The 20,756-nt window shown below is 45.2% G+C and carries 15 protein-coding genes; all 15 read left to right on the top strand.

Annotated elements, in window-relative coordinates; all coding sequences use genetic code 11:
* The first annotated feature begins 541 nt into the window (after positions 1-541).
* Positions 542-2,287, top strand: coding sequence for an adenine deaminase C-terminal domain-containing protein (locus BW944_RS14415; protein ID WP_200806531.1), 1,746 nt, complete (start codon positions 542-544; stop codon positions 2,285-2,287).
* Positions 2,288-2,331: 44 nt separating this feature from the next.
* Entirely contained in the window at positions 2,332-2,634 is a 303-nt protein-coding gene (locus BW944_RS14410) for a YerC/YecD family TrpR-related protein (protein ID WP_076560885.1), read from the top strand.
* A 141-nt stretch (positions 2,635-2,775) separates the two neighbouring features.
* Entirely contained in the window at positions 2,776-3,450 is a 675-nt protein-coding gene (pcrB, locus tag BW944_RS14405) for a heptaprenylglyceryl phosphate synthase (RefSeq protein WP_143525732.1), read from the top strand.
* A 19-nt stretch (positions 3,451-3,469) separates the two neighbouring features.
* Positions 3,470-5,683: a DNA helicase PcrA gene (gene pcrA, locus BW944_RS14400; RefSeq protein ID WP_076560881.1), complete on the top strand. Its 2,214-nt coding sequence runs from the start codon at positions 3,470-3,472 to the stop codon at positions 5,681-5,683.
* 15 nt (positions 5,684-5,698) lie between these two features.
* On the top strand, positions 5,699-7,708 hold the full coding sequence (ligA, locus tag BW944_RS14395; protein ID WP_076560879.1) for an NAD-dependent DNA ligase LigA: 2,010 nt from the start codon (positions 5,699-5,701) through the stop codon (positions 7,706-7,708).
* A gap of 5 nt (positions 7,709-7,713) precedes the next feature.
* Entirely contained in the window at positions 7,714-8,853 is a 1,140-nt protein-coding gene (locus BW944_RS14390; protein WP_076560877.1) for a CamS family sex pheromone protein, read from the top strand.
* Between the two features lie 398 nt (positions 8,854-9,251).
* Positions 9,252-9,380 carry a hypothetical protein gene (locus BW944_RS15375; protein WP_268794116.1) on the top strand — a complete coding sequence of 43 codons (129 nt, stop codon included), beginning with the start codon at positions 9,252-9,254 and terminating at the stop codon, positions 9,378-9,380.
* A gap of 5 nt (positions 9,381-9,385) precedes the next feature.
* Positions 9,386-10,897, top strand: coding sequence for a sodium/proline symporter PutP (gene putP / locus BW944_RS14385; RefSeq protein ID WP_076560875.1), 1,512 nt, complete (start codon positions 9,386-9,388; stop codon positions 10,895-10,897).
* A gap of 653 nt (positions 10,898-11,550) precedes the next feature.
* Positions 11,551-11,841 carry an Asp-tRNA(Asn)/Glu-tRNA(Gln) amidotransferase subunit GatC gene (gene gatC, locus BW944_RS14380; RefSeq protein ID WP_076560873.1) on the top strand — a complete coding sequence of 97 codons (291 nt, stop codon included), beginning with the start codon at positions 11,551-11,553 and terminating at the stop codon, positions 11,839-11,841.
* 12 nt (positions 11,842-11,853) lie between these two features.
* Entirely contained in the window at positions 11,854-13,323 is a 1,470-nt protein-coding gene (gene gatA, locus BW944_RS14375) for an Asp-tRNA(Asn)/Glu-tRNA(Gln) amidotransferase subunit GatA (RefSeq protein WP_076560870.1), read from the top strand.
* Entirely contained in the window at positions 13,320-14,750 is a 1,431-nt protein-coding gene (gene gatB, locus BW944_RS14370) for an Asp-tRNA(Asn)/Glu-tRNA(Gln) amidotransferase subunit GatB (protein ID WP_076560869.1), read from the top strand. The genes gatA and gatB overlap by 4 nt, the downstream gene beginning before the upstream one ends.
* A 149-nt stretch (positions 14,751-14,899) precedes the next feature.
* On the top strand, positions 14,900-15,799 hold the full coding sequence (locus tag BW944_RS14365) for a diacylglycerol kinase (RefSeq protein WP_076560890.1): 900 nt from the start codon (positions 14,900-14,902) through the stop codon (positions 15,797-15,799).
* 147 nt (positions 15,800-15,946) lie between these two features.
* On the top strand, positions 15,947-17,323 hold the full coding sequence (gene rlmD, locus BW944_RS14360; RefSeq protein WP_076560889.1) for a 23S rRNA (uracil(1939)-C(5))-methyltransferase RlmD: 1,377 nt from the start codon (positions 15,947-15,949) through the stop codon (positions 17,321-17,323).
* Positions 17,324-18,044: 721 nt separating this feature from the next.
* On the top strand, positions 18,045-19,595 hold the full coding sequence (locus tag BW944_RS14355) for an RNA-directed DNA polymerase (RefSeq protein ID WP_076560867.1): 1,551 nt from the start codon (positions 18,045-18,047) through the stop codon (positions 19,593-19,595).
* A gap of 99 nt (positions 19,596-19,694) precedes the next feature.
* Positions 19,695-20,687, top strand: a complete 993-nt coding sequence (locus BW944_RS14350; RefSeq protein ID WP_076560866.1) for a hypothetical protein — start codon at positions 19,695-19,697, stop codon at positions 20,685-20,687.
* Positions 20,688-20,756: the final 69 nt, after the last annotated feature.

The following is a 20,756-nucleotide window of genomic DNA, read 5'->3' as shown; positions in this document are numbered from 1 at the left end:
TAGAGGATTCTACGACTACCACATGCTTCTGGGAATCGAAAGAAAACGGAAGAAAAACGAAGGAATTCTAAGAATACATTAATATAAAGAGGGAGCATTACCGTAAAAGATATTGAAATCAATAACAACACTCCACCGGTCTTTTTCTTCCCTTTATAAAAATAACTTTCTCCAAAGTCAAAGACTCCTAAAGTGATAGTAGAACAATAACCTCAGTAAAATTCAACATATCAGTTGTTAAAAAGATGATTAGGAAAAGAGCACCTAACGTTAATAGAGGAATAGTCGTTTTCTTCATGCGAATTCTCCTTTTTCAGTCATGATAACAAATTTCCCGACTTGGATACATAATTTCTGAAAAAAATGGACAATCATTCCTTTCTTCTAAATTTGCTTCAAAGGTGCTTTACGTCGAAAAAACTTTGCCGTAATAAAGGATCTTGTCTCCAACCTTTATAATTTTCAATGTTTCGTCACCTTTCCTTTAGTAAATAGCTAGAAGTATGTGTTATCATGAACAAAATAATAGGGGGCGATGTCAGTGAATGAACAACGGTTCCGCTGGAGAAATAAGCAATTGCGCGACCATGCGGATGTCATAGACGGAAAACTGGCACCGACCAAGGTGCTTAAGCATATAACATACTTGAACGTTTTTCTGAAGCAATGGATGACAGGTAATATATGGATACTTGAAGATCGAATTGTGTATGTCGGTATGGAAATGCCGGCTAATCTGAACGGCACAGAAATCATAGAAGGTAAAGGCGAGTACGCGGTTCCCGGTTACATAGAACCTCACGCCCATCCTTTTCAGTTATATAATCCCCAGTCGCTTGCGGAATATGCAGCATGGACGGGAACCACGACGATTATCAACGATAACTTGATGTGGCTATTTTTAACGGGGAAAAAGAAAGCGTTTTCTCTGCTCGAAGAATTCATGAAACTTCCCACCTCTATGTTCTGGTGGGGACGCTTCGACGCACAGACGTCTCTCCGGGATGAAAAGCAGGATGAGCTCGAAAAACAGCTACCTGAATGGTTTGTCCACGATGCCGTGATTCAGGGGGGAGAACTCACCGCCTGGCCGGATGTGCTTTACGAAAAAGATGACCAGATCCTGCACTGGATGCAGGAAGTGAGAAAAGCCCGTAAGCGGGTGGAAGGTCACCTGCCGGGAGCTTCCGAGAGCACCCTCGTTAAAATGAAGCTGCTCGGCCTCGACGGCGATCATGAAAGTATGACTGCCGACGAAGTGATAAAAAGAGTGGAACTCGGTTATCAGGCCGGGGTCCGTCACTCGTCCATCCGTCCGGATTTGCCGAAGATGATGCAGGGGCTGGTGGAGAAAGAATTCCAGGCATTCGATCGTCTGATGTACACCACAGACGGCTCGACTCCCGGTTTCTATAATGACGGCGTCATCGATAAGTGTATCGATATCGCAATAAAAGCGGGTGTGCCGGAAATCGAAGCCTATCTGATAGCTACGAGATACCCGGCTCATCACTTCGGTATAGATGAACGTCTGGGCGCCCTTGCCCCGGGACATATTGCACACATCAACTTACTGGAAAGTACCGATAATCCCACTCCTCATTCGGTGATAGCTAAAGGGGAGTGGATCAAGAAGAACCACGAAGATGTCCATACAAAAGTGAATCTCGACTGGGAGAGCGCAGGGATCACCCCGCTTTCCCTCGACTGGACGCTTGAGATGGAAGAGCTTCAGTTTTCCATGCCGGTTGGAATGGATATGGTGAATGATGTTATTATGAAACCGTACGCGATAGAGTCGAATGCTTCAGTGCCACAGTTGCCGGAAGATACGAATGAAGCATTTCTCATGCTGTTGGACCGGGAAGGGACGTGGAAAGTGAATACACTTCTTCGCGGCTTCACGACGAGTCTCGGAGCGCTATCGAGTTCCTTTTCCTCTACCGGAGACCTGATTCTTCTCGGAAAGTCCAAGGAGGATATGCTTCAGGCGTTTCACCGGATGAAGGAGATCGGCGGGGGAATCGTTCTTGTACAGGACGGAGAAGTGATTTTCGAAATGCCGCTTGCTTACGGTGGTATGATGTCTGATGAACCGCTGGAGAAAGTGATTGAGAAGGAAGCGGTGCTGAAGAAAAAGCTTTGTGAGCACGGGTATTGTTTCGGGGATCCTGTTTACACATTGCTGTTTCTCTCTTCCACGCACCTGCCGTATGTGCGGATCACTCCCCTCGGTCTGATGGATGTAAAAAACAAAGAGGTACTCTTTCCTGCAATAATGCGTTAAAATAGTAAAAAGATTTCTATATTTTTTAGGAGGGACAGCAGGCAATGCAGATAGATAAATTGAGAGGTAAGACGTTGGATCAGCTTTTTGAAGCGATTCTTTCCCTTCAGGATGTAGAAGAGTGCTATCGTTTTTTTGACGATCTGGCCACGATGAATGAGGTCCAGTCACTGGCTCAACGCCTGGAGGTGGCCCGTATGCTTGAAGAAGGTCATACGTATCACAAGATTGAAACGGATACCGGCGCTTCCACAGCGACGATTTCAAGAGTGAAACGTTCTCTGAATTACGGGAATGATATGTACACGGAAGTACTCGACCGTGTCCAAAGCTATAAAACAGAATAAAAAAAAGCGTCTTGGAGTTTCTAAGGCGCTTTTTTAGTGGTGCGGAAATCACGTAGCTCCCGTAAAAAGGAATGGAAAAACACAGGCTACCGCTGTGGTCTCCCTCTGTTTTTTGATATAATAATATAATGGAATAAAGAGGTGAAACGAATGAAGCAATGGAGACACGCATTTAAACTGGATCCGAATAAATATTTATCCGAAGAGGGTGTGCGGCGGATCTGTGAATCCGGCACCGATGCGGTGATCGTCGGAGGTACGGATGGGGTGACTTTCGATAACGTATGGAACCTTTTTGAACAGATCGAACCGTATGACATCCCGCTCGTCCTGGAGGTTTCCGATATGGAAGCGGTAGTCCCGGGTTTCGATTATTATTTTGTACCTTCCGTTCTGAATAGCAAGGACAAGACATGGGTACTCGATATGCAGCATCAGGCGATGAAAATGTACGGGGACATGGTAGAAGAGCAGCTCATCGTCTCGGAAGGATACTGTATCGTCAATGAAGAGGCGAAAGCTTTTCAGAAGACGAATTGTTTCCCGGTTACGGAAGAGGATATCCTTGGCTATGCACGTCTGGTGGAGCACCTGTTTCCGTTGCCGATTTTCTATCTTGAATACAGTGGAAAAATGGGAGACGAAACCCTTATCAGGAAAGTTGCCGCCGAGCTGTCACGTACGCAGTTCTTTTACGGAGGCGGTATCCAGTCAAAAGAAGAAGCGGAAAAAATACAGGGGATCGTGGATACGATGATTGTCGGGAACATCATTTATGAAGATATTGAGACGGCGCTTCAGACCGTCCCGGAGTAAAGGAAAGGATGAGAGAATTATGACGCAGTCGATGCATGCGTTGTTGAACGGAATGAATGAACAGCAGCAGAAGGCGGTAGCTCACACGGAAGGTCCGCTTCTTGTCATGGCGGGAGCAGGAAGTGGGAAGACACGTGTGCTTACTCACCGTATCGCTTACCTGATACAGGAAAAAGGGGTGAACCCGTGGAATATTCTTGCGATCACCTTTACGAACAAAGCGGCCCGTGAGATGAAAGAGAGGATCCACGCGCTTGTCGGTCCGGGAGCGGAAAGTATCTGGATGTCGACGTTCCACTCGATGTGTGTACGGATCCTGCGCCGGGATATCGACCGTATCGGTATGGACCGGAACTTTTCGATCCTCGATGCGAGCGATCAGCTCACGGTCATCAAGCAGGTGCTGAAAGAATTGAATCTCGACCCGAAGAACTGGAATCCAAGAGCGATGCTCGGAGCGATCAGTAACGCGAAGAACGAACTGCTGACACCGGAAATGTATGAAAGCAAAGTTTCCGGCTACCGGGAAGAACAGGCTGCCGAGATTTACAAAAACTATCAGAAGAAACTTTCGAAAAACCAGTCGCTCGATTTCGACGACCTGATCATGAAAACGCTGGTGCTGTTCGAGCAGGTCCCGGAAGTGCTCGAATATTACCAGAACCGGTTCCAGTATGTTCACGTGGACGAGTATCAGGATACGAACCACGCCCAGTATCAGATCGTTCAGAAACTCGCGAATAAATTCAAGAACCTTTGTGTAGTCGGGGATTCGGACCAGTCGATTTATCGCTGGCGCGGCGCGGATGTTACGAATATCCTTTCTTTTGAAGATGATTATCCGGAGGCGCGGACGATTCTTCTTGAGCAGAATTACCGGTCTACAGAAGTCATCCTTGATGCGGCCAACCACGTCATTGACCATAATACCGGACGGAAACCGAAACGGCTGTGGACGGATAATTACGGTGGAGAGAAGATCCACTACCATGAAGCGGGTACAGAGAGGGAAGAGAGCTTTTTCATCGCGGATAAGATCGAAGAACTCGTGAAAAACGGATCATTCAACTACAGCGATATCGCCATTTTGTACCGCACGAACGCCCAGTCACGTACGGTGGAGGAGACGTTCATGAAGGCGAATATCCCTTACCAGATGGTCGGCGGTACGAAGTTCTACGATCGTAAGGAAATCAAAGATCTGCTCGCATATTTGCGTCTTATCTCCAACCCGAATGACGACCTGAGTTTCGAGCGTGTCATCAACGAACCGAAACGGGGCATCGGAAAAACGAGCATCGACAAACTGCAGGCGTATGCCGCGGCTCATGATATATCACTTTTCGACGCAGCGGCTGAAGCGGACTTCACCGGGGTGAGTGCGAAAGCTGCCAGAGCGATCGTAAGCTTCCGGACGATGATCGACAACTGGACGAAACAGCAGGAATTCCTGTCCGCGACCGATCTCGTAGATGAAGTGCTGACGACAACAGGCTACGAAGAGATGCTTCGCTCCGATAAGACGCTCGAAGCCCAGTCCCGTCTTGAGAACATTGAAGAATTCAAGTCGGTGACGATGAACTTCGAACAGAACAGCGAGGACAAAACCCTCGTAGCGTTTTTGACCGACCTTGCGTTGATTGCGGATATTGACAAGACGGATGAAGAAGACAGAGAGCATTTGGCTACTATGATGACCCTCCACTCGGCGAAGGGCCTCGAATTTCCGGTCGTCTTTCTGATCGGCCTCGAGGAGAATATCTTCCCTCACAGTAGATCGATCATGGATGAAGAGGAAATGGAAGAAGAAAGGCGTCTCGCCTACGTGGGCATCACGAGAGCGGAAAAGAAACTGTTTATGACCAATGCAAAAATGCGCACGCTATATGGTAAAACGAACATGAACCCGAAGAGTCGTTTCATCAGTGAAATACCGGATGACTTCCTCGAAGGGAAAGAAGAAGCGGAGCCGCTGCCTTTCGCAAATAAAAAACAGTCGATTCAAACGGACCGTCCGGTAGAGAAACGGAAAGCCAAAAAGACTACGGGAGCCTCAGGAGCGGAGAATGCGTCCTGGAAGCCCGGAGATAAAGCGACCCATAAAAAGTGGGGCGAAGGAACGGTCGTCAAAGTACAGGGAGAAGGCAAAGACATGGAGCTTGATATCGCGTTCCCGGCTCCACAAGGGGTGAAGCGTGTATTGGCGAAATTTGCGCCGATCACGAAGGCGTAAAAGAGGTGAACAGTGATGGAAAAAGAAACGGCGAAACAGCGTCATGAAGAACTGAAAAGTCTGCTTGAAAAATACAGCCATGAATACTACGTACTCGATGCTCCTACTGTTCCGGATGCGGAATACGACAGGAAGCTGAGAGAACTTATAGAGATCGAGGAAGAACATCCTGAGCTTGTGACGCCCGACTCGCCGACGCAGCGGGTAGGTGCAGAACCTCTGGAGGCATTTGAGAAAGTCAGACATGAGATACCGATGCTCAGCCTCGGCAACGCCTTCAACGAACAGGAGTTGAGGGACTTCGACCGGAGGGTCCGGGAAGGAGCGGACGGGGAGATCAGTTATGTCTGTGAACTGAAAATAGACGGGCTGGCTGTATCCCTGCTTTATGAAAACGGTCTTCTCGTACGGGGAGCCACCCGCGGAGACGGTACGGTCGGAGAAGATATAACGACGAATCTACGAACGATCCGCAGCATTCCGCTTCGTCTCTCCCGGCCGGAAACGATCGAAGTGCGCGGAGAGGTGTTTATGCCTAAGAAATCGTTCAATGCCCTGAACGAGGAAAAAGAGAAAAATGGAGAAGCGCCATTTGCCAACCCGAGGAACGCAGCCGCCGGTTCTCTGCGCCAGCTCGACCCGAAAATAGCTGCCAGCCGTAATTTGGATATTTTCCTTTACAGCGTCGGATTGTGGGAAGATGAAACGAAGGATACGCATAGCGGACGTCTCGAGTATCTGGAGCAGCTTGGATTGAAGACGAATCCGGAATCACGTCGTCTTGGAAATATCGAGGAAGTGATCGACTGTGTGACAAGCTGGGTGGATCATCGCAATGAGCTCGGTTATGAAATTGACGGTATCGTCATTAAGGTCGATCAGCTGGATCAGCAGGAAACTCTCGGCTTCACAGCAAAAAGCCCCCGCTGGGCAACGGCGTATAAATTCCCGGCGGAAGAGGTCGTTACGAAACTTACGGACATTCACCTGACTGTAGGAAGAACGGGCGTCGTCACTCCTACAGCGATTCTCGCCCCGGTACAGGTGGCTGGCACCACCGTCCAGCGCGCCTCTTTGCATAATGAAGACCTTATCAAAGAACGCGACATCCGAATCGGAGATACTGTGGTCATCAAGAAGGCGGGAGACATCATTCCGGAAGTGCTTCGCGTCGTGGAGGATGAACGTTCCGGGGAAGAAGTCCCTTTTTCCATGCCGGACACGTGCCCGGAATGCGGGAGCGATCTCGTTCGTCTGGAAGAAGAGGTGGCTCTCCGCTGCATCAACCCGAACTGCCCGGCGCAGTTGAGGGAAGCATTGATCCACTTTGTCTCGAGAAATGCGATGGATATCGAGGGTCTCGGAGAGAAAGTGATCACTCAATTGTTCCAGGAAGAACTGATCCACGCCATCGCTGATCTGTATAAGCTTGAAAAAGAACAGCTTCTACAGTTGGAGCGCATGGGGGAGAAATCGGTCAACAACCTTCTGTCCGCGATTGAAAAGTCGAAAGAAAACTCGATGGAGAAGCTGCTGTTCGGACTTGGTGTGCGTTATGTCGGGACCAAAGCTGCCAGCACCCTATCCGAGCACTTCGGATCAATGAAAGCTCTGCAGCAAGCTTCTCCGGAAGAACTGGAGGCGATTCCTGAAATCGGGGAGAAGATGGCCGACTCGATTCATCGATATTTCCAGCGCGAAGAAGTGACAGAACTTCTGAAAGAATTAGCAGATCTGGGACTGAACATGGAATACAAAGGAATAAGAAGGGCGGAACAGGCCGCAGATTCTCCGTTTTCCGGAAAAACCATAGTTCTTACAGGGAAAATGGAAATATATTCTCGCCCTGAAGCCAAAAGGAAAGTAGAAGCTCTTGGCGCGAAAGTGACCGGCAGTGTCAGCAAAAACACGGACTTGGTCATCGCCGGGGAAGAAGCCGGTAGCAAACAGACCAAAGCGAAAGAACTGGGTGTCGAGATATGGAATGAACAACAGTTTGCGGAAGCCTTACAAAAGCAGGAGTGAACAAAATGAAAAAATGGCTGATGCTGATGGGAGTCGTGCTGCTTTTTACAACGGCCTGTACTCCTGTTTATGAGCGTACGGATGAAGTGGTTAGAGAGACAACGGATGAGAGGAATCAGGACACGGCCATTGTGCCAGGGTTCGCGGGTTCCGGCGATCAGTACAGAGTCGTTTTGAATGAAGATGCCCCGAAAACCTCCGCCAGTCGCGGGGTGACGACCAACCAGATGAACAACCGGTTGGATATAGCCGAATTCGAAAACGGGCTGAAGCGCCATTCGAAAGAATATTTTCCGACGGATGAGTATTATTTTCAGCTCGGTCAGTATTTAACGAGTGAAACGTTATATGATTGGCTCGGCCGATCCTCCGGAGAAGATGGTGATGGGTTGAACCCGGAACTCGATGAAGAGTCCGCCACGGAAGAAGAATTCCGCGAAGCACCGAGATATATCTCGAATATCGTAGAGCAGGATTATCTCGTCCGTAATGACGAAGATGTGGTAGAGACGAAAGGGATCACTATCGGTATTGCTCTCCGGTCCGAATATAATTTCACAGTGGATGGCAAGGATAGGACGGAAAATCATTCCACCAAGGAATTGCTGCAACAGGGGAAACAATATGCGGAAACGATTCTGAACCGACTCAGGGAGATGGAGGATGTCCCTGATGTACCGATCATGTTCGCTCTTTATGAAGAAGAAAGCAATGAGTCGAGTGTACCCGGAAACTTTATAGCCAAGGCCTATACAGAAGGCAATTCACTCGGGAAGTTCCAATCGATAAACGAAGATTATGTTCTTTTCCCTTCTGATGAAGCTTCTGAAGATCATTTTGACGATTCCCAGATATTCTCGGAGTTCCGTGCTAACATTTCTGATTATTTTCCCGACTTCGTAGGTGTCATCGGAAAAGGGTTTTATGTGAATGACGAGCTTGCGAACGTGAAAATGGAGATTCCTGTGGAATTCAATTCTCAGGCGGAAATAGACGGCTTCACGCAATACGTCCACAGCCTTGTGAAGGAAATGTTTCCACAGCATTACGGGGTGGAAGTACGCATCAGCAGTCTGAACCGTCAGGAAAGTCTGATCGTCAGAGAACGTGGAGAGGAAGACCCTTACGTTTACATTTATGATTAGGAAAAAAGACCGTCATCGAACGGTCTTTTTCTATATCTTCACCAGATAATTACCAGGGTTGTGACAAAAGAGTGAAACTTTTTTTTATTACAAATAGTGAATAGATATCACGAAAATCATACTATAGGAGTAAAAATTGCATATGAAATGAATTTAAATACATCAAAGAAAACTTTTCAGAAATTTTGTAATGTTCGTAACAATATTGTATGATATAGTTGCAACTATGTTCTATATCCTCTCTCCAATTACTCATCAGCAAGGGTAGAATTCAGTGATTTTTCTGAAAAATACCGACTAGGTCAGTCTTTCTATTTTATATCTTTTGTATCAGAAAATGATGTGGGGGAGAGGGATGTATAGCAGGTGCATATTTTATTCAATTGGAGGTGGAAGGATTGGTTGATGTACTATTATCAGCTTCATCCCACAGTTTATCAGGTGCAACATGGTTTTGGATGTTCGTTCCGATGCCGCTCCTGATCATTTTATCGATTATCACTTTATTTACAGAGAGGAGTGAGTAACAGAGATGGATACTGTTACGTTAATTACCTTTATTGTTTATCTAATTGGTATGCTTGGTATTGGTCTCGCGGCCTACCGTCTTACCAGTAATTTATCGGATTATGTCTTAGGCGGACGCCGTCTCGGACCGGGAGTGGCTGCACTTAGTGCCGGAGCTTCCGATATGAGTAGTTGGCTATTGCTCGGACTTCCTGGTGCGATTTACGCCGGAGGATTCGGTGGCGCCTGGATCGGTGTCGGTCTTGCTATCGGTGCTTATCTGAACTGGCAATTTATCGCCCGTCGTCTTCGTAACTACACGGAAGTGGCTAACGATTCGATTACGATTCCTGATTATCTCGAGAACCGTTTTCATGACAACACACGTATTCTGCGTGTCGTATCCGCAATTGTAATTCTTTTATTCTTTACCTTCTATACTTCCTCAGGGATGGTCGGAGGAGCGAAGCTATTCGAATCTTCCTTCGATCTTAGTTACTCTACCGCATTATGGATCGGTGCTATAGTAACGATTTCCTATACGTTCCTCGGCGGGTTTTTAGCCGTGAGCTGGACGGACTTTGTCCAGGGGATCCTTATGTTCCTTGCTCTGATTGCAGTTCCTGTCGTATCAGTCATGGAACTCGGAGGCTGGAACTCCGCTGTAGATGCGGTAGGTAATATTGATCCGACATACTTGAACATGGTCCAGGGCGTGGGAGCGATCTCCATTATATCTTCGCTTGCCTGGGGACTCGGCTACTTCGGTCAGCCGCACATTCTTGTTCGTTTTATGGCGCTTCGTTCTGCGAAAGACGTCCCGAAAGCCCGTTTCATCGGTATGGGCTGGATGATCGTCGGCCTTTACGGAGCTATCTTCACAGGGCTGTTCGGTCTTGCTTACATCAACTCCGCAGATGCGGCTACACTTGAATCGATCGGAGCTGTCGTGAATACCGAAGGCGGCATGCAAATGCTCAACGACGGGGAGAAGATCTTCATTTCCTTGTCACAGATTCTCTTCCATCCGATTATTGCAGGTATTCTGTTAGCTGCTATTCTTTCAGCGATCATGAGTACGATTGACTCTCAGCTGCTCGTTTCTTCTTCTGCACTTGCGGAAGACTTCTACAAAGCGCTTTTCCGTCGTAATGCAAGTGATAAAGAGCTTGTGTGGGTCGGTCGTTTTGCGGTAGCGGGTATCGCTCTGATTGCTGTGTTGATCGCACAGAACCCGGAAAGTTCCGTACTTGAACTCGTATCCTATGCGTGGGCAGGTTTCGGAGCTGCATTCGGACCTATCATGATCCTTTCTCTATTCTGGAAGGGTACTACCACTGCCGGTGCAGTGACCGGGCTCGTATCCGGAGCGGTTACGGTTGTCATCTGGGGAGACTTCCTTTCCGGAGGAATCTTCGACCTTTATGAAATCGTTCCAGGCTTCCTGATCAGTACGGTTCTGATCATTGTCGTCAGCATGCTAGGTAAACCAGCACCTGAAGTGAAAGCTGAGTTCGAAGCTGCAGCTAAAAAATAATGATTACTGCGAAAGCATTCTCTTCCTTCGGGAGGAGGATGCTTTTTTTGCTGGGTCTCTTATGTGTGAAAAGAAAAGTTACGCAGAGCTGGCTTTTTGTGCGACGTTCACGAGAGGAAACTATGCTTGAATGTCGCATTTCTCGTAGAATTGGTACATTCAGTGTAAGTTTCTGCTTATGAAGGGAGTACTACACGTTTTTTCACTACACTCGCAGAGAAATAGGAGCCGTGAACGTAGTGCAAGCGTTATGGAGCCGGAGGACTTACGGACAGCAGCTTAGGTTTCTAAACGGGGGGATTCCGCTTTTCGATGTCTAGCTACAGCGTACAGAAATTCATGTCATACGTATCCCGGATCAGAGAAAGGGGAGATAGCCTTCCGTCTGGCCGGTCTACGTATGCCACGATTTCTAAGCGGACGCTTCCGCTTTTCCTTGTCCAGCTGCACCACTCAGAAGCCCATAATATAAGCGGCCACCCCTGTTTCGGGGACGAACGCCCGAAACCAGGCATGTCCACTTATCTTAGAGCTTCTAAACGAGTGGTTCCGCTTTTCCGTAATTTTATGCTATTATGGACTTTGTGTGGTACGTATAATCAATGTTTGATAAAATAAAGAAATATGCTAATTCGAATAGAGGAGGAACGGTTATGTCCAGAATAAGTGAAGATCAGGTAAAACACGTGGCGAACCTGGCCCGTCTTTCCATCACCGAGGATGAAGCGAAAACGTTCACGAAACAGCTCGATGACATTATTACATATGCCGAGCAGCTGAATGAACTTGATACCGAAGGCGTAGAACCGACGACACATGTCCTTGATTTGAAAAATGTCATGAGAAAAGATGAACCAAAGGATTGGATCAAAAAAGAAGATGCACTGAAAAACGCACCGGATCAGCAGGATGGTCAGTTCAAAGTGCCATCAATAATGGATTAGGAGGGACAGCTCGTGTCTTTGTTTGAACATTCACTAAAAGAACTTACCCAAAAGCTGAACAACAAGGAAATCACAGCCACTGACCTGGTGGAAGAATCTTATGCCAGAATCAAAGAAGTGGATGATGACGTAAAGGCGTTTTTGACCCTTGATGAAGAAAATGCCCGTGCCTATGCAACAGAACTCGATCAAAACGCCGATGGGAAAGCGAAACTGTTCGGTCTGCCGATCGGCATCAAAGACAATATCGTGACCAAAGGCTTGCGCACAACGGCGGCGAGTCAGATCTTAAGTAACCTTTACGATCCGCTTTATGACGCTACAGTCGTTCAAAAAGTGCAACAAGAGAAGGCCGTGACCATCGGAAAATTGAACATGGATGAGTTCGCTATGGGATCCTCCAACGAAAATTCGAGCTTCCAGGCGACCCGTAATCCATGGAACACAGACCACGTTCCAGGTGGATCCAGCGGTGGCTCAGCAGCTTCTGTCGCAGCCGGAGAAGTGCCTTTCTCCCTCGGGACGGATACAGGTGGTTCGATTCGTCAACCTGCCTCCTACTGTGGTGTGGTAGGTTTGAAACCTACATACGGAAGGGTTTCCCGTTTCGGTCTCATCGCATTCGCTTCCTCTTTGGATCAGATCGGTCCGCTCACGAGAAGCGTCGAAGATAATGCGTACGTGCTCGAAACGATCGCCGGCCACGATGAAATGGATTCTACATCTGCAAACGTCGACGTCCCTGCCTATACGGAAGCGTTGACCGGAGACGTCAGTAACCTGAAAATCGCTGTACCGAAGGAGTACTTCACGGAGGGTGTCGATGAAGAAGTGAAAGCTTCTGTCCGTAAAGCTCTGGAGAAGTACGAAGAACTCGGTGCGACATGGGAAGAAGTATCTCTCCCTCACTCCAAGTACGCTTTGTCCACTTACTATCTCATCGCTTCTTCGGAGGCGTCCGCCAACCTTGCCCGTTTTGACGGCGTGCGTTACGGTCGTCGTTCTGAGAATGCGGATACGATGATTGATATGTTCAAGAATTCCCGTTCGGAAGGGTTCGGTGACGAAGTGAAGCGCCGTATCATGCTTGGTACGTTCGCACTCAGTTCCGGGTATTATGATGCCTATTATAAAAAAGCCCAACAGGTTCGTACGCTCATAAAAAATGATTTCGATAAAATCTTTGAAGACTACGATGTCGTCATCGGTCCGACAGCACCTACACCTGCCTTCAAAATAGGGGAGCAGATGGACAATCCGCTTACGATGTATGCGAACGATATTCTGACCATCCCCGTCAACCTTGCTGGCGTGCCGGGAATCTCGGTTCCATGCGGCTTTGCAGAAAACGGTCTTCCAATCGGTCTTCAGATCATCGGAAAACACTTCGACGAGTCCACGGTGTACCGCGCGGCTCATGCATTTGAACAGGCAACAGATCATCATAAGCAGCGCCCTGCGTTGGGAGGGAAAGCACAATGAATTTCGAAACAGTCATAGGACTTGAAGTCCACGTCGAGCTGAAAACAAAATCGAAAATCTTCAGCCCATCTTCGAATATGTTCGGAGATGAACCGAACTCGAACGTCAACCCGATCGATCTCGGGTACCCGGGGGTTCTTCCTGTATTGAACGAAGAAGCGGTGAACTACGCGATGAAAGCTTCTCTCGCATTGAATTGTGATATCGCGGAACACACGAAGTTCGACCGTAAGAACTACTTTTACCCGGATAACCCGAAAGCCTATCAGATTTCCCAGTTCGATCAGCCGATTGCAGAGAACGGCTACATCGATATCGAAGTCGACGGTGAAACGAGACGTATCGGCATCACCCGTCTCCATATGGAAGAGGATGCCGGGAAATTGACACACAAAGACGACGGCTATTCCCTCGTCGACTACAACCGTCAGGGGACGCCTCTCGTGGAGATCGTTTCCGAGCCGGATATCCGTACACCGAAAGAGGCATACGCTTACCTGGAAGCTCTGAAAAACATTATCCAGTACACCGGTGTATCCGACTGTAAGATGGAGGAAGGCTCCCTTCGCTGTGACGCGAACCTTTCCGTCCGTCCTGTCGGGCAGGAAGATTTCGGTGTGAAAACGGAACTGAAGAACCTGAATTCCTTCTCCTTCGTGCAAAAAGGCCTTGAATTCGAGGAGAAACGTCAGGAAGAGATGTTGAAAAAGGGAGAAGAAATCTTCCAGGAAACACGCCGTTTCGATGAGAAGACGAAAGAGACGATTCTTATGCGGATCAAAGAAGGCTCCGACGATTACCGTTACTTCCCGGAACCGGATCTCGTATCTCTTCACATTGATGAAGCGTGGAAAGAACGGATCAAAGCGGAAATTCCGGAATTACCGGATGCGCGTAAGAAGCGTTATATCGAAGAATTGGGACTTCCGGTGTATGATGCAGCCGTTTTGACGAACAACAAAGAACTCTCCGACTTTTTCGAAGAAACGCTCAAACAGGGCGGAGACATCAAGCAGGCGTCCAACTGGCTCATGGGTGACATTTCCGCCTATATGAATAAAAACCAGAAAGAACTCAACGATCTCGCCCTTACTCCGGATGCATTGGCCAAACTGACCAAGCTTCTTGAAGAGGAGACGATTTCGTCGAAAATTGCGAAGAAAATCTTGCCGGACCTCGTTGAAGATGGCGGAGATCCTGAGCAGATCGTCAAGGACCGCGGTCTTGTCCAGATTTCAGATGAAGGTCAGCTGCGTGAAGTCGTGACGAACATTCTTGATCAGAATGAGCAGTCTATCACCGACTACAAAAACGGAAAAGATAAAGCAATCGGCTTCCTCGTCGGTCAGATCATGAAAGAAACGAAAGGTCAGGCCAACCCTAAAATGGTCAACGAACTGCTGATCGAAGAGATCAACAAACGATAGAAGAGAGGAAGCACGCAGTTTTTGCGTGCTTTTCTCACGAGAAATAGGGAATACCAAGAGTAAGAGAAGCATAGTATCATTCGAACACCCATGCTTTTCTTTGCTGAATCGAAATTTTCCAGGTGAAAGATAGGATGGAGGGAATCCTGATGCAACGGGCCCGAATCATATATAACCCGACCTCCGGAAGGGAATTGATCCGAAAGATGCTCCCGGATATTCTGAAACGGTTGGAGCAGTCGGGGTACGAAACGTCAACACATGCGACGACCTGTGCAGGAGATGCGATCGAAGCGGCGAAGATCGCTTCGGAGCGCAAGTTCGATATCGTCGTGGCAGCCGGAGGGGATGGAACGATCAATGAAGTGATCGCGGGACTGGCGGAGCGGCCGCACCGCCCGAAAGTAGGTATCCTGCCGACCGGCACCACGAATGATTTTGCACGTGCGCTTCACATTCCGCGTCACAATATCCACAAGGCGCTCGATATCATACTGAATGATGAATCGGCTCCCCTGGATATCGGACGGGTGAACAACAAGTATTTCATCAATATCGCCGGTGGCGGAAAAATCACCGAACTGACCTATGAAGTCCCTAGCAAAATGAAGACGATGATCGGTCAGTTGGCTTATTATTTGAAGGGTATCGAAATGTTGCCTTCGATAAGGCCGACATATGTGGAAATCGAGTATGACGATAAAGTGTATGAAGGAGAAATCATGCTGTTCCTCGTGTCGAATACGAACTCTGTCGGTGGGTTGGAGAAGCTTGCTCCGGATGCGAGAATGGACGACGGCGTGTTCAATCTGATGATCATCGAAAAGATGAATATCGCGGAATTTATACGCCTGGCCACGATGGCGATCCAGGGCACCCATCTCGATCATCCGAAGTTTCTTCATATGCCTGCGAGTCGTATCAAAGTGAAGACACAGGAGAAAATGCAGTTGAATATCGACGGGGAATATGGTGGATTGCTTCCGGGCGAATTCACGAACCTGTACCGTCATATCGAGTTCTTTTTTCCTCAGGAACATGAGAAATAAGCTGCTTCTGTAAGAGGAGCGGCTTTTTTCTCACCTCCTTGCATATAAGTAGCCCTGCGGACGGGAAGATGTTTTCGTGGTTCTACTTATGTGTATGGAGTATCGTCGTTGTCCCGGTTTTCGAATAATTATGGAGAGGAAAATTCTATGCCTAAACCACAACCGCCCGTACAGAAAAATGAAACGATCACCCTGACGTTCGAGGACCTGACCCATGAAGGGGACGGTGTAGGGAAAGTGGACGGGTATCCGCTTTTCGTACCTTATGGCCTTCCCGGTGAAAAAGCACAGGTGAAAGTCATCAAAGTGAAAAAGAACTTCGGCTTCGGGAAACTTTTGGAAGTAGAAGAGGAGAGCGCGGACCGTGTCACGCCTCCCTGTAATGTGTACTATCAGTGTGGCGGATGTCAGCTTCAGCATATGAGCTATAGCCGTCAGCTTACGATGAAGAAGAACCAGGTCGAGAACGTGATGAAGAAGATCGGCCATCTCGAACACGTCCCTGTCCACGATACGCTTGGCATGGAGGATCCGTGGAGATATCGGAATAAAATCCAGATTCCTGTCGGCGAAAAAGAAAACGGTGAACTGAAGACGGGTTTCTATCAGAAACGCAGCCATAACATCATCGACATGGATACGTGCATCATCCAGGATGAGGCGAATGATGGTATGGTCGAAGTCGTGCGCCGTATTGCGAGCGACCTTGGCATCGAAGCGTATCACGAAGAATCCCACAACGGCGTTCTGCGTCATATCATGGTTCGGACCGGGCAGAAGACGGGCGATATCATGGTCGTACTTGTCACCCGTACGAAAAAACTGCCGCATCAGGAAAGATTGATCGAACAGATCAAAGAAGCCTATCCGAACGTGAAATCAATCGTCCACAACGTGAACAAGGACAAGACGAACGTCATCCTCGGGGAAGAAACGAATGTCATCTATGGGGATGAATATATTTACGATACGATCGGCGATATTCGCTTCATGATTTCCGCCAAATCGTTCTATCAGGTCAATCCGACTCAGACGAAAACGTTGTATGACAAAGCACTGGAATACGCGGACTTGCGCGGGGGAGAAACCGTGGTCGATGCGTATTGTGGTATCGGGACGATTTCTCTGTTTTTGGCGGAAGCCGCAAAGAAAGTGTACGGAGTAGAAGTCGTATCGGAAGCAGTGTATGACGCGAAGAAAAACGCGCGCCTGAATAACATCGAAAATGCGGAGTTTTATGTAGGAGAAGCGGAAAAAATCATGCCATGGTGGCGCAAGCAGGGGCTTCGTCCGGACGTGATTGTCGTGGATCCGCCGAGAAAAGGCTGTGATGAAGTACTACTTACGTCGATTCTTGAGATGGAGCCGGAGCGGATCGTCTATGTATCCTGTAATCCGTCGACTCTTGCGCGTGATTTACGTATTCTTGAGGATGGTGGGTATGAGACGCAGGAAGTTCAGCCTGTGGATCAGTTTCCACAGACGAACCATGTAGAGTGTGTAACGTGGTTGAAGAAAAAGTAATTTTTAAAACTTTAAAGCACTCGAATATTTGCATTATGATGCAAATATTCGAGTGCTTTTAGTATAACTAGTTATTTTTAGGGGTATGGAGGATTTTCGAATTACCTGAAGAATATTGAATTGTGTACTAATATATTTTCTGTCAGAAAGAATTTAAAAATATAACATTACAGTCATCGGAAGGGTGCAGGTGTGTATTTTTAATACATTTTATTTTATTTCGTATACTAGTTAATTTACTTGGAAACGTATATTCCGCTTGAGGATAAAGAGCATATACTTAACTAAAATGTGTGTAACTCTAGTAGTGAAATCACTTATAAGATGTAAGCTGAAAGATTAAAGTTATTAGAGTCCTCATGACCAACTACATTCATAAGTTAAGGGTGTATTTTGCGAAAATAGATTTTAGAACATTGCAAAGCGAATTTCATAGAATTGCAATGGGAACTTTAGAAGCTACTCTTCATTTGACATGGAGCCTCTACGAGAATGAATCAAAAGCCGGGAATCCAGCAATTACAAGGGATCTGGCTTAGCCGAATAGGCTATCATTCTCGTTTCTCCACATCAAATGCAGGTGAATCAGCTTATAAATTTCAGTTTGCAATCTTCTATAGTTTTGTTTGCATACTTATCAATCATTATTTTGCATTACACAAAGGGCTTTAAACTTGTGAAAAAGTTGAGTGAAGAGATGAATAATTAGGGAGAGATAAAAATGGTAGAGATTTTGAACATACCTTGGGAGGAGCAATTAATTAAGTACGGATTCTTTTCAGAACATATTCCTCCGTGTTTTCACACTGGAGCTCTTTATGAACATTACAAATCACTTAAAACATCTGCTGAAAAGAATAAAGAAAGTGAGCCACTTTCCATTACAGTTGCAAAGAGTGATAGTTTTAGAAGAACAATCAAAGTTCCAAATCCGGAGCAACAAATGAATTTGTTTGAATACATTATTGAAAACAGAACAGAAATCGAAAGTTTTTTATCAAACAATCCCAATACCTTGGCGAATCCTATAAAATATGGTGATAAAGGTTACGATACAATTCACCTTTTTGATATTCCGGTTTTAAAGGATAAGAAGAAGATCAGATCAACTTTTATAGAAAACCTTGCAACAAAGTTGAAGATTTCTTTAGGATATAAATTCGTGTACAAACTAGATTTATCTAACTTTTATGACAGTATATATACCCACTCAGTAGAGTGGGCAATAATAGGAAAAGAGGATGCAAAAGAAAACAAGAAATATAAAACTAAAAAAAATAACCTTGGTGAGAAACTCGATTATCTAGTCAGAAATACTAATAATAATGAAACGTCCGGAATTCCTACAGGACCATTCACTTCAAGAATAATATCAGAAATGATACTTAATAAGATTGATGAAGAGTTAAGGAGTCTTAAAGATACATGTGATTTTGATTTTGTTCACTTTGTAGATGATTATGAATTCTATTTTAGAAGTGAAGCTGACTACAAACTATTAAAAAATAGTATTCGAATGATATTTGAGAAATACCGTTTGAAATTGAACGAGAACAAAACATATTTTATGTCATACCCATACCATCATAATATTGATTTGCAAGAGGAGTTTTCACATTATATCGAGAGGTATAAGAATAGTAAAAAAAACCATGATGCAAGATTAATATTCTTCAAAGCTGACGAATTAACAAAATCAGGAGAGAAAGGAGCGTATAAGTACTTATATAAACAGTTAGAAAAAGTTGATTTGTCACACGTTTGGGAAGAAATAGAGCCATTTATTATTGGTCATATGTTGGTCAAACCGTCCTTGGCACAATATATTATTAATCTTATAGTTCGTCATAAGGATTTTGTAACTAACAAATTAAAAGAAGAATTGAAAGTTAATCTTCGAATAAGCGTTAAAGATGGTTTGGAAAGCGAAGCAGAGTGGCTTTTTTGGGTCTTGAATATTCTTAAAGTGAAATTTTCAGAAGAAGAATTAGTATTTTTATTGCAAGAATCTGAAGATGATTTACTTAATATAATGTTGATTGATATTGCTTGTAAAACACAAACTGATTCGAAAGTAATACATGAGTGGTTGAATAATACTCTAGAGTATTTGTCTAATAAAAGTATAAGGAGTGAGAAATGGCTAATAATATATGAATGGATATTTAATAAATGGCCTGGATATCAAGAACTTGAAGAAAAAATGGAAGAAGCAAAGTATTTTAAAGCACTCAGAAAAAGAAAAATTAACTTCTTTCACCCCATTAATTAGATAAATTTAATCGTTCTAGCACAGAGGAACTATAGGGGCTACTTTATTTGTCTCGAATAAGAGCAATGTTTTTTCATATTTTACTATAGGAGTGATTTAATGAATAATATAAATGAATTGATTAATGGTGCAGAAATTCATTATGAACAAAACATGTTCAAAAAAACGGAGGCACTTATCGAACGATATGATTTAACAGACGAGTTTTCCAGTCTAATAATTCCTAGACATACTAAGAAATTAGGACTACACGAAAAAAAGTTCAGTTCTAAGAAGGAAATTGAAGGTATGTATGAATGTTTACTTGAAAGCATCTTAGAGGAATTTTGGCAAATGTATAGTCAAGAAAAAGCACCTATCATTCTTAGTCTCTATGCATTTAAGAAATTAAATTCGATCTTATCTTTTATATCTCTACACAACGTAATGAGTAATGATAGCTTAGTCGGAACATTTAATAGAGAAGGTTCTGAAAAATTTAATAAACTGATAAGTAGTGTTAACAAAATGCAATTTAAAGAGATGGAGGGTTTTTTTACTAAAGACAAGGCAGGAATTGAAATATTATTAGAGACAGCAATTGACAAAAACGCTTCTACCATGCAAAAAAGCTTTTCCTCGAATCAGAATTATCTTAATTATCTTTTATGTTATATAAGAGATATTGGAGAACTATCAGTACTAAAAGATTTTGTGAAAGTTTCCTTGTTTGATTTTTCAATAGTGATTGATGATTTAGGTGAAATGAGTGTAGAGACCTCGGAATCCGAAGAAAAGATCATTGAAAAAATTAATAAAGATAACTTTGATTGGTTGAAAAGTAAAGAAGAAGAAGTGTACAAGATAGATAAGGATAATTTAGAACGATTATCTAGAATAGTAAAGTTAGAACTAGGTCTAAATATTAGGGAATTGGATACTTTAATAGATAGAATTCAATTAGAAAAGGACAAATGGCTAATCGGTAATATTTCTGATATTAATGAGTATTTTCAAAGTAAGATATCAGTTACTGAAGAAGAATTATCTAAATTATTAGATAAAATAATCAGAATTTCAAAACCCTTGGTTCTCCACAGTGAAGTGTGTTGATTTCTTCCTCTAACGTATGATTCCTTTATATTTCTAAGCTGGGGGACGACATTCCATACGGATCCGGAG

It is taken from the genome of Salimicrobium flavidum (assembly GCF_900156645.1).
GTDB lineage: Bacteria > Bacillota > Bacilli > Bacillales > Halobacillaceae > Salimicrobium > Salimicrobium flavidum.
Note: the sequence above shows the minus strand (reverse complement) of the source record. Positions and strands in the feature narration are given on the sequence as shown.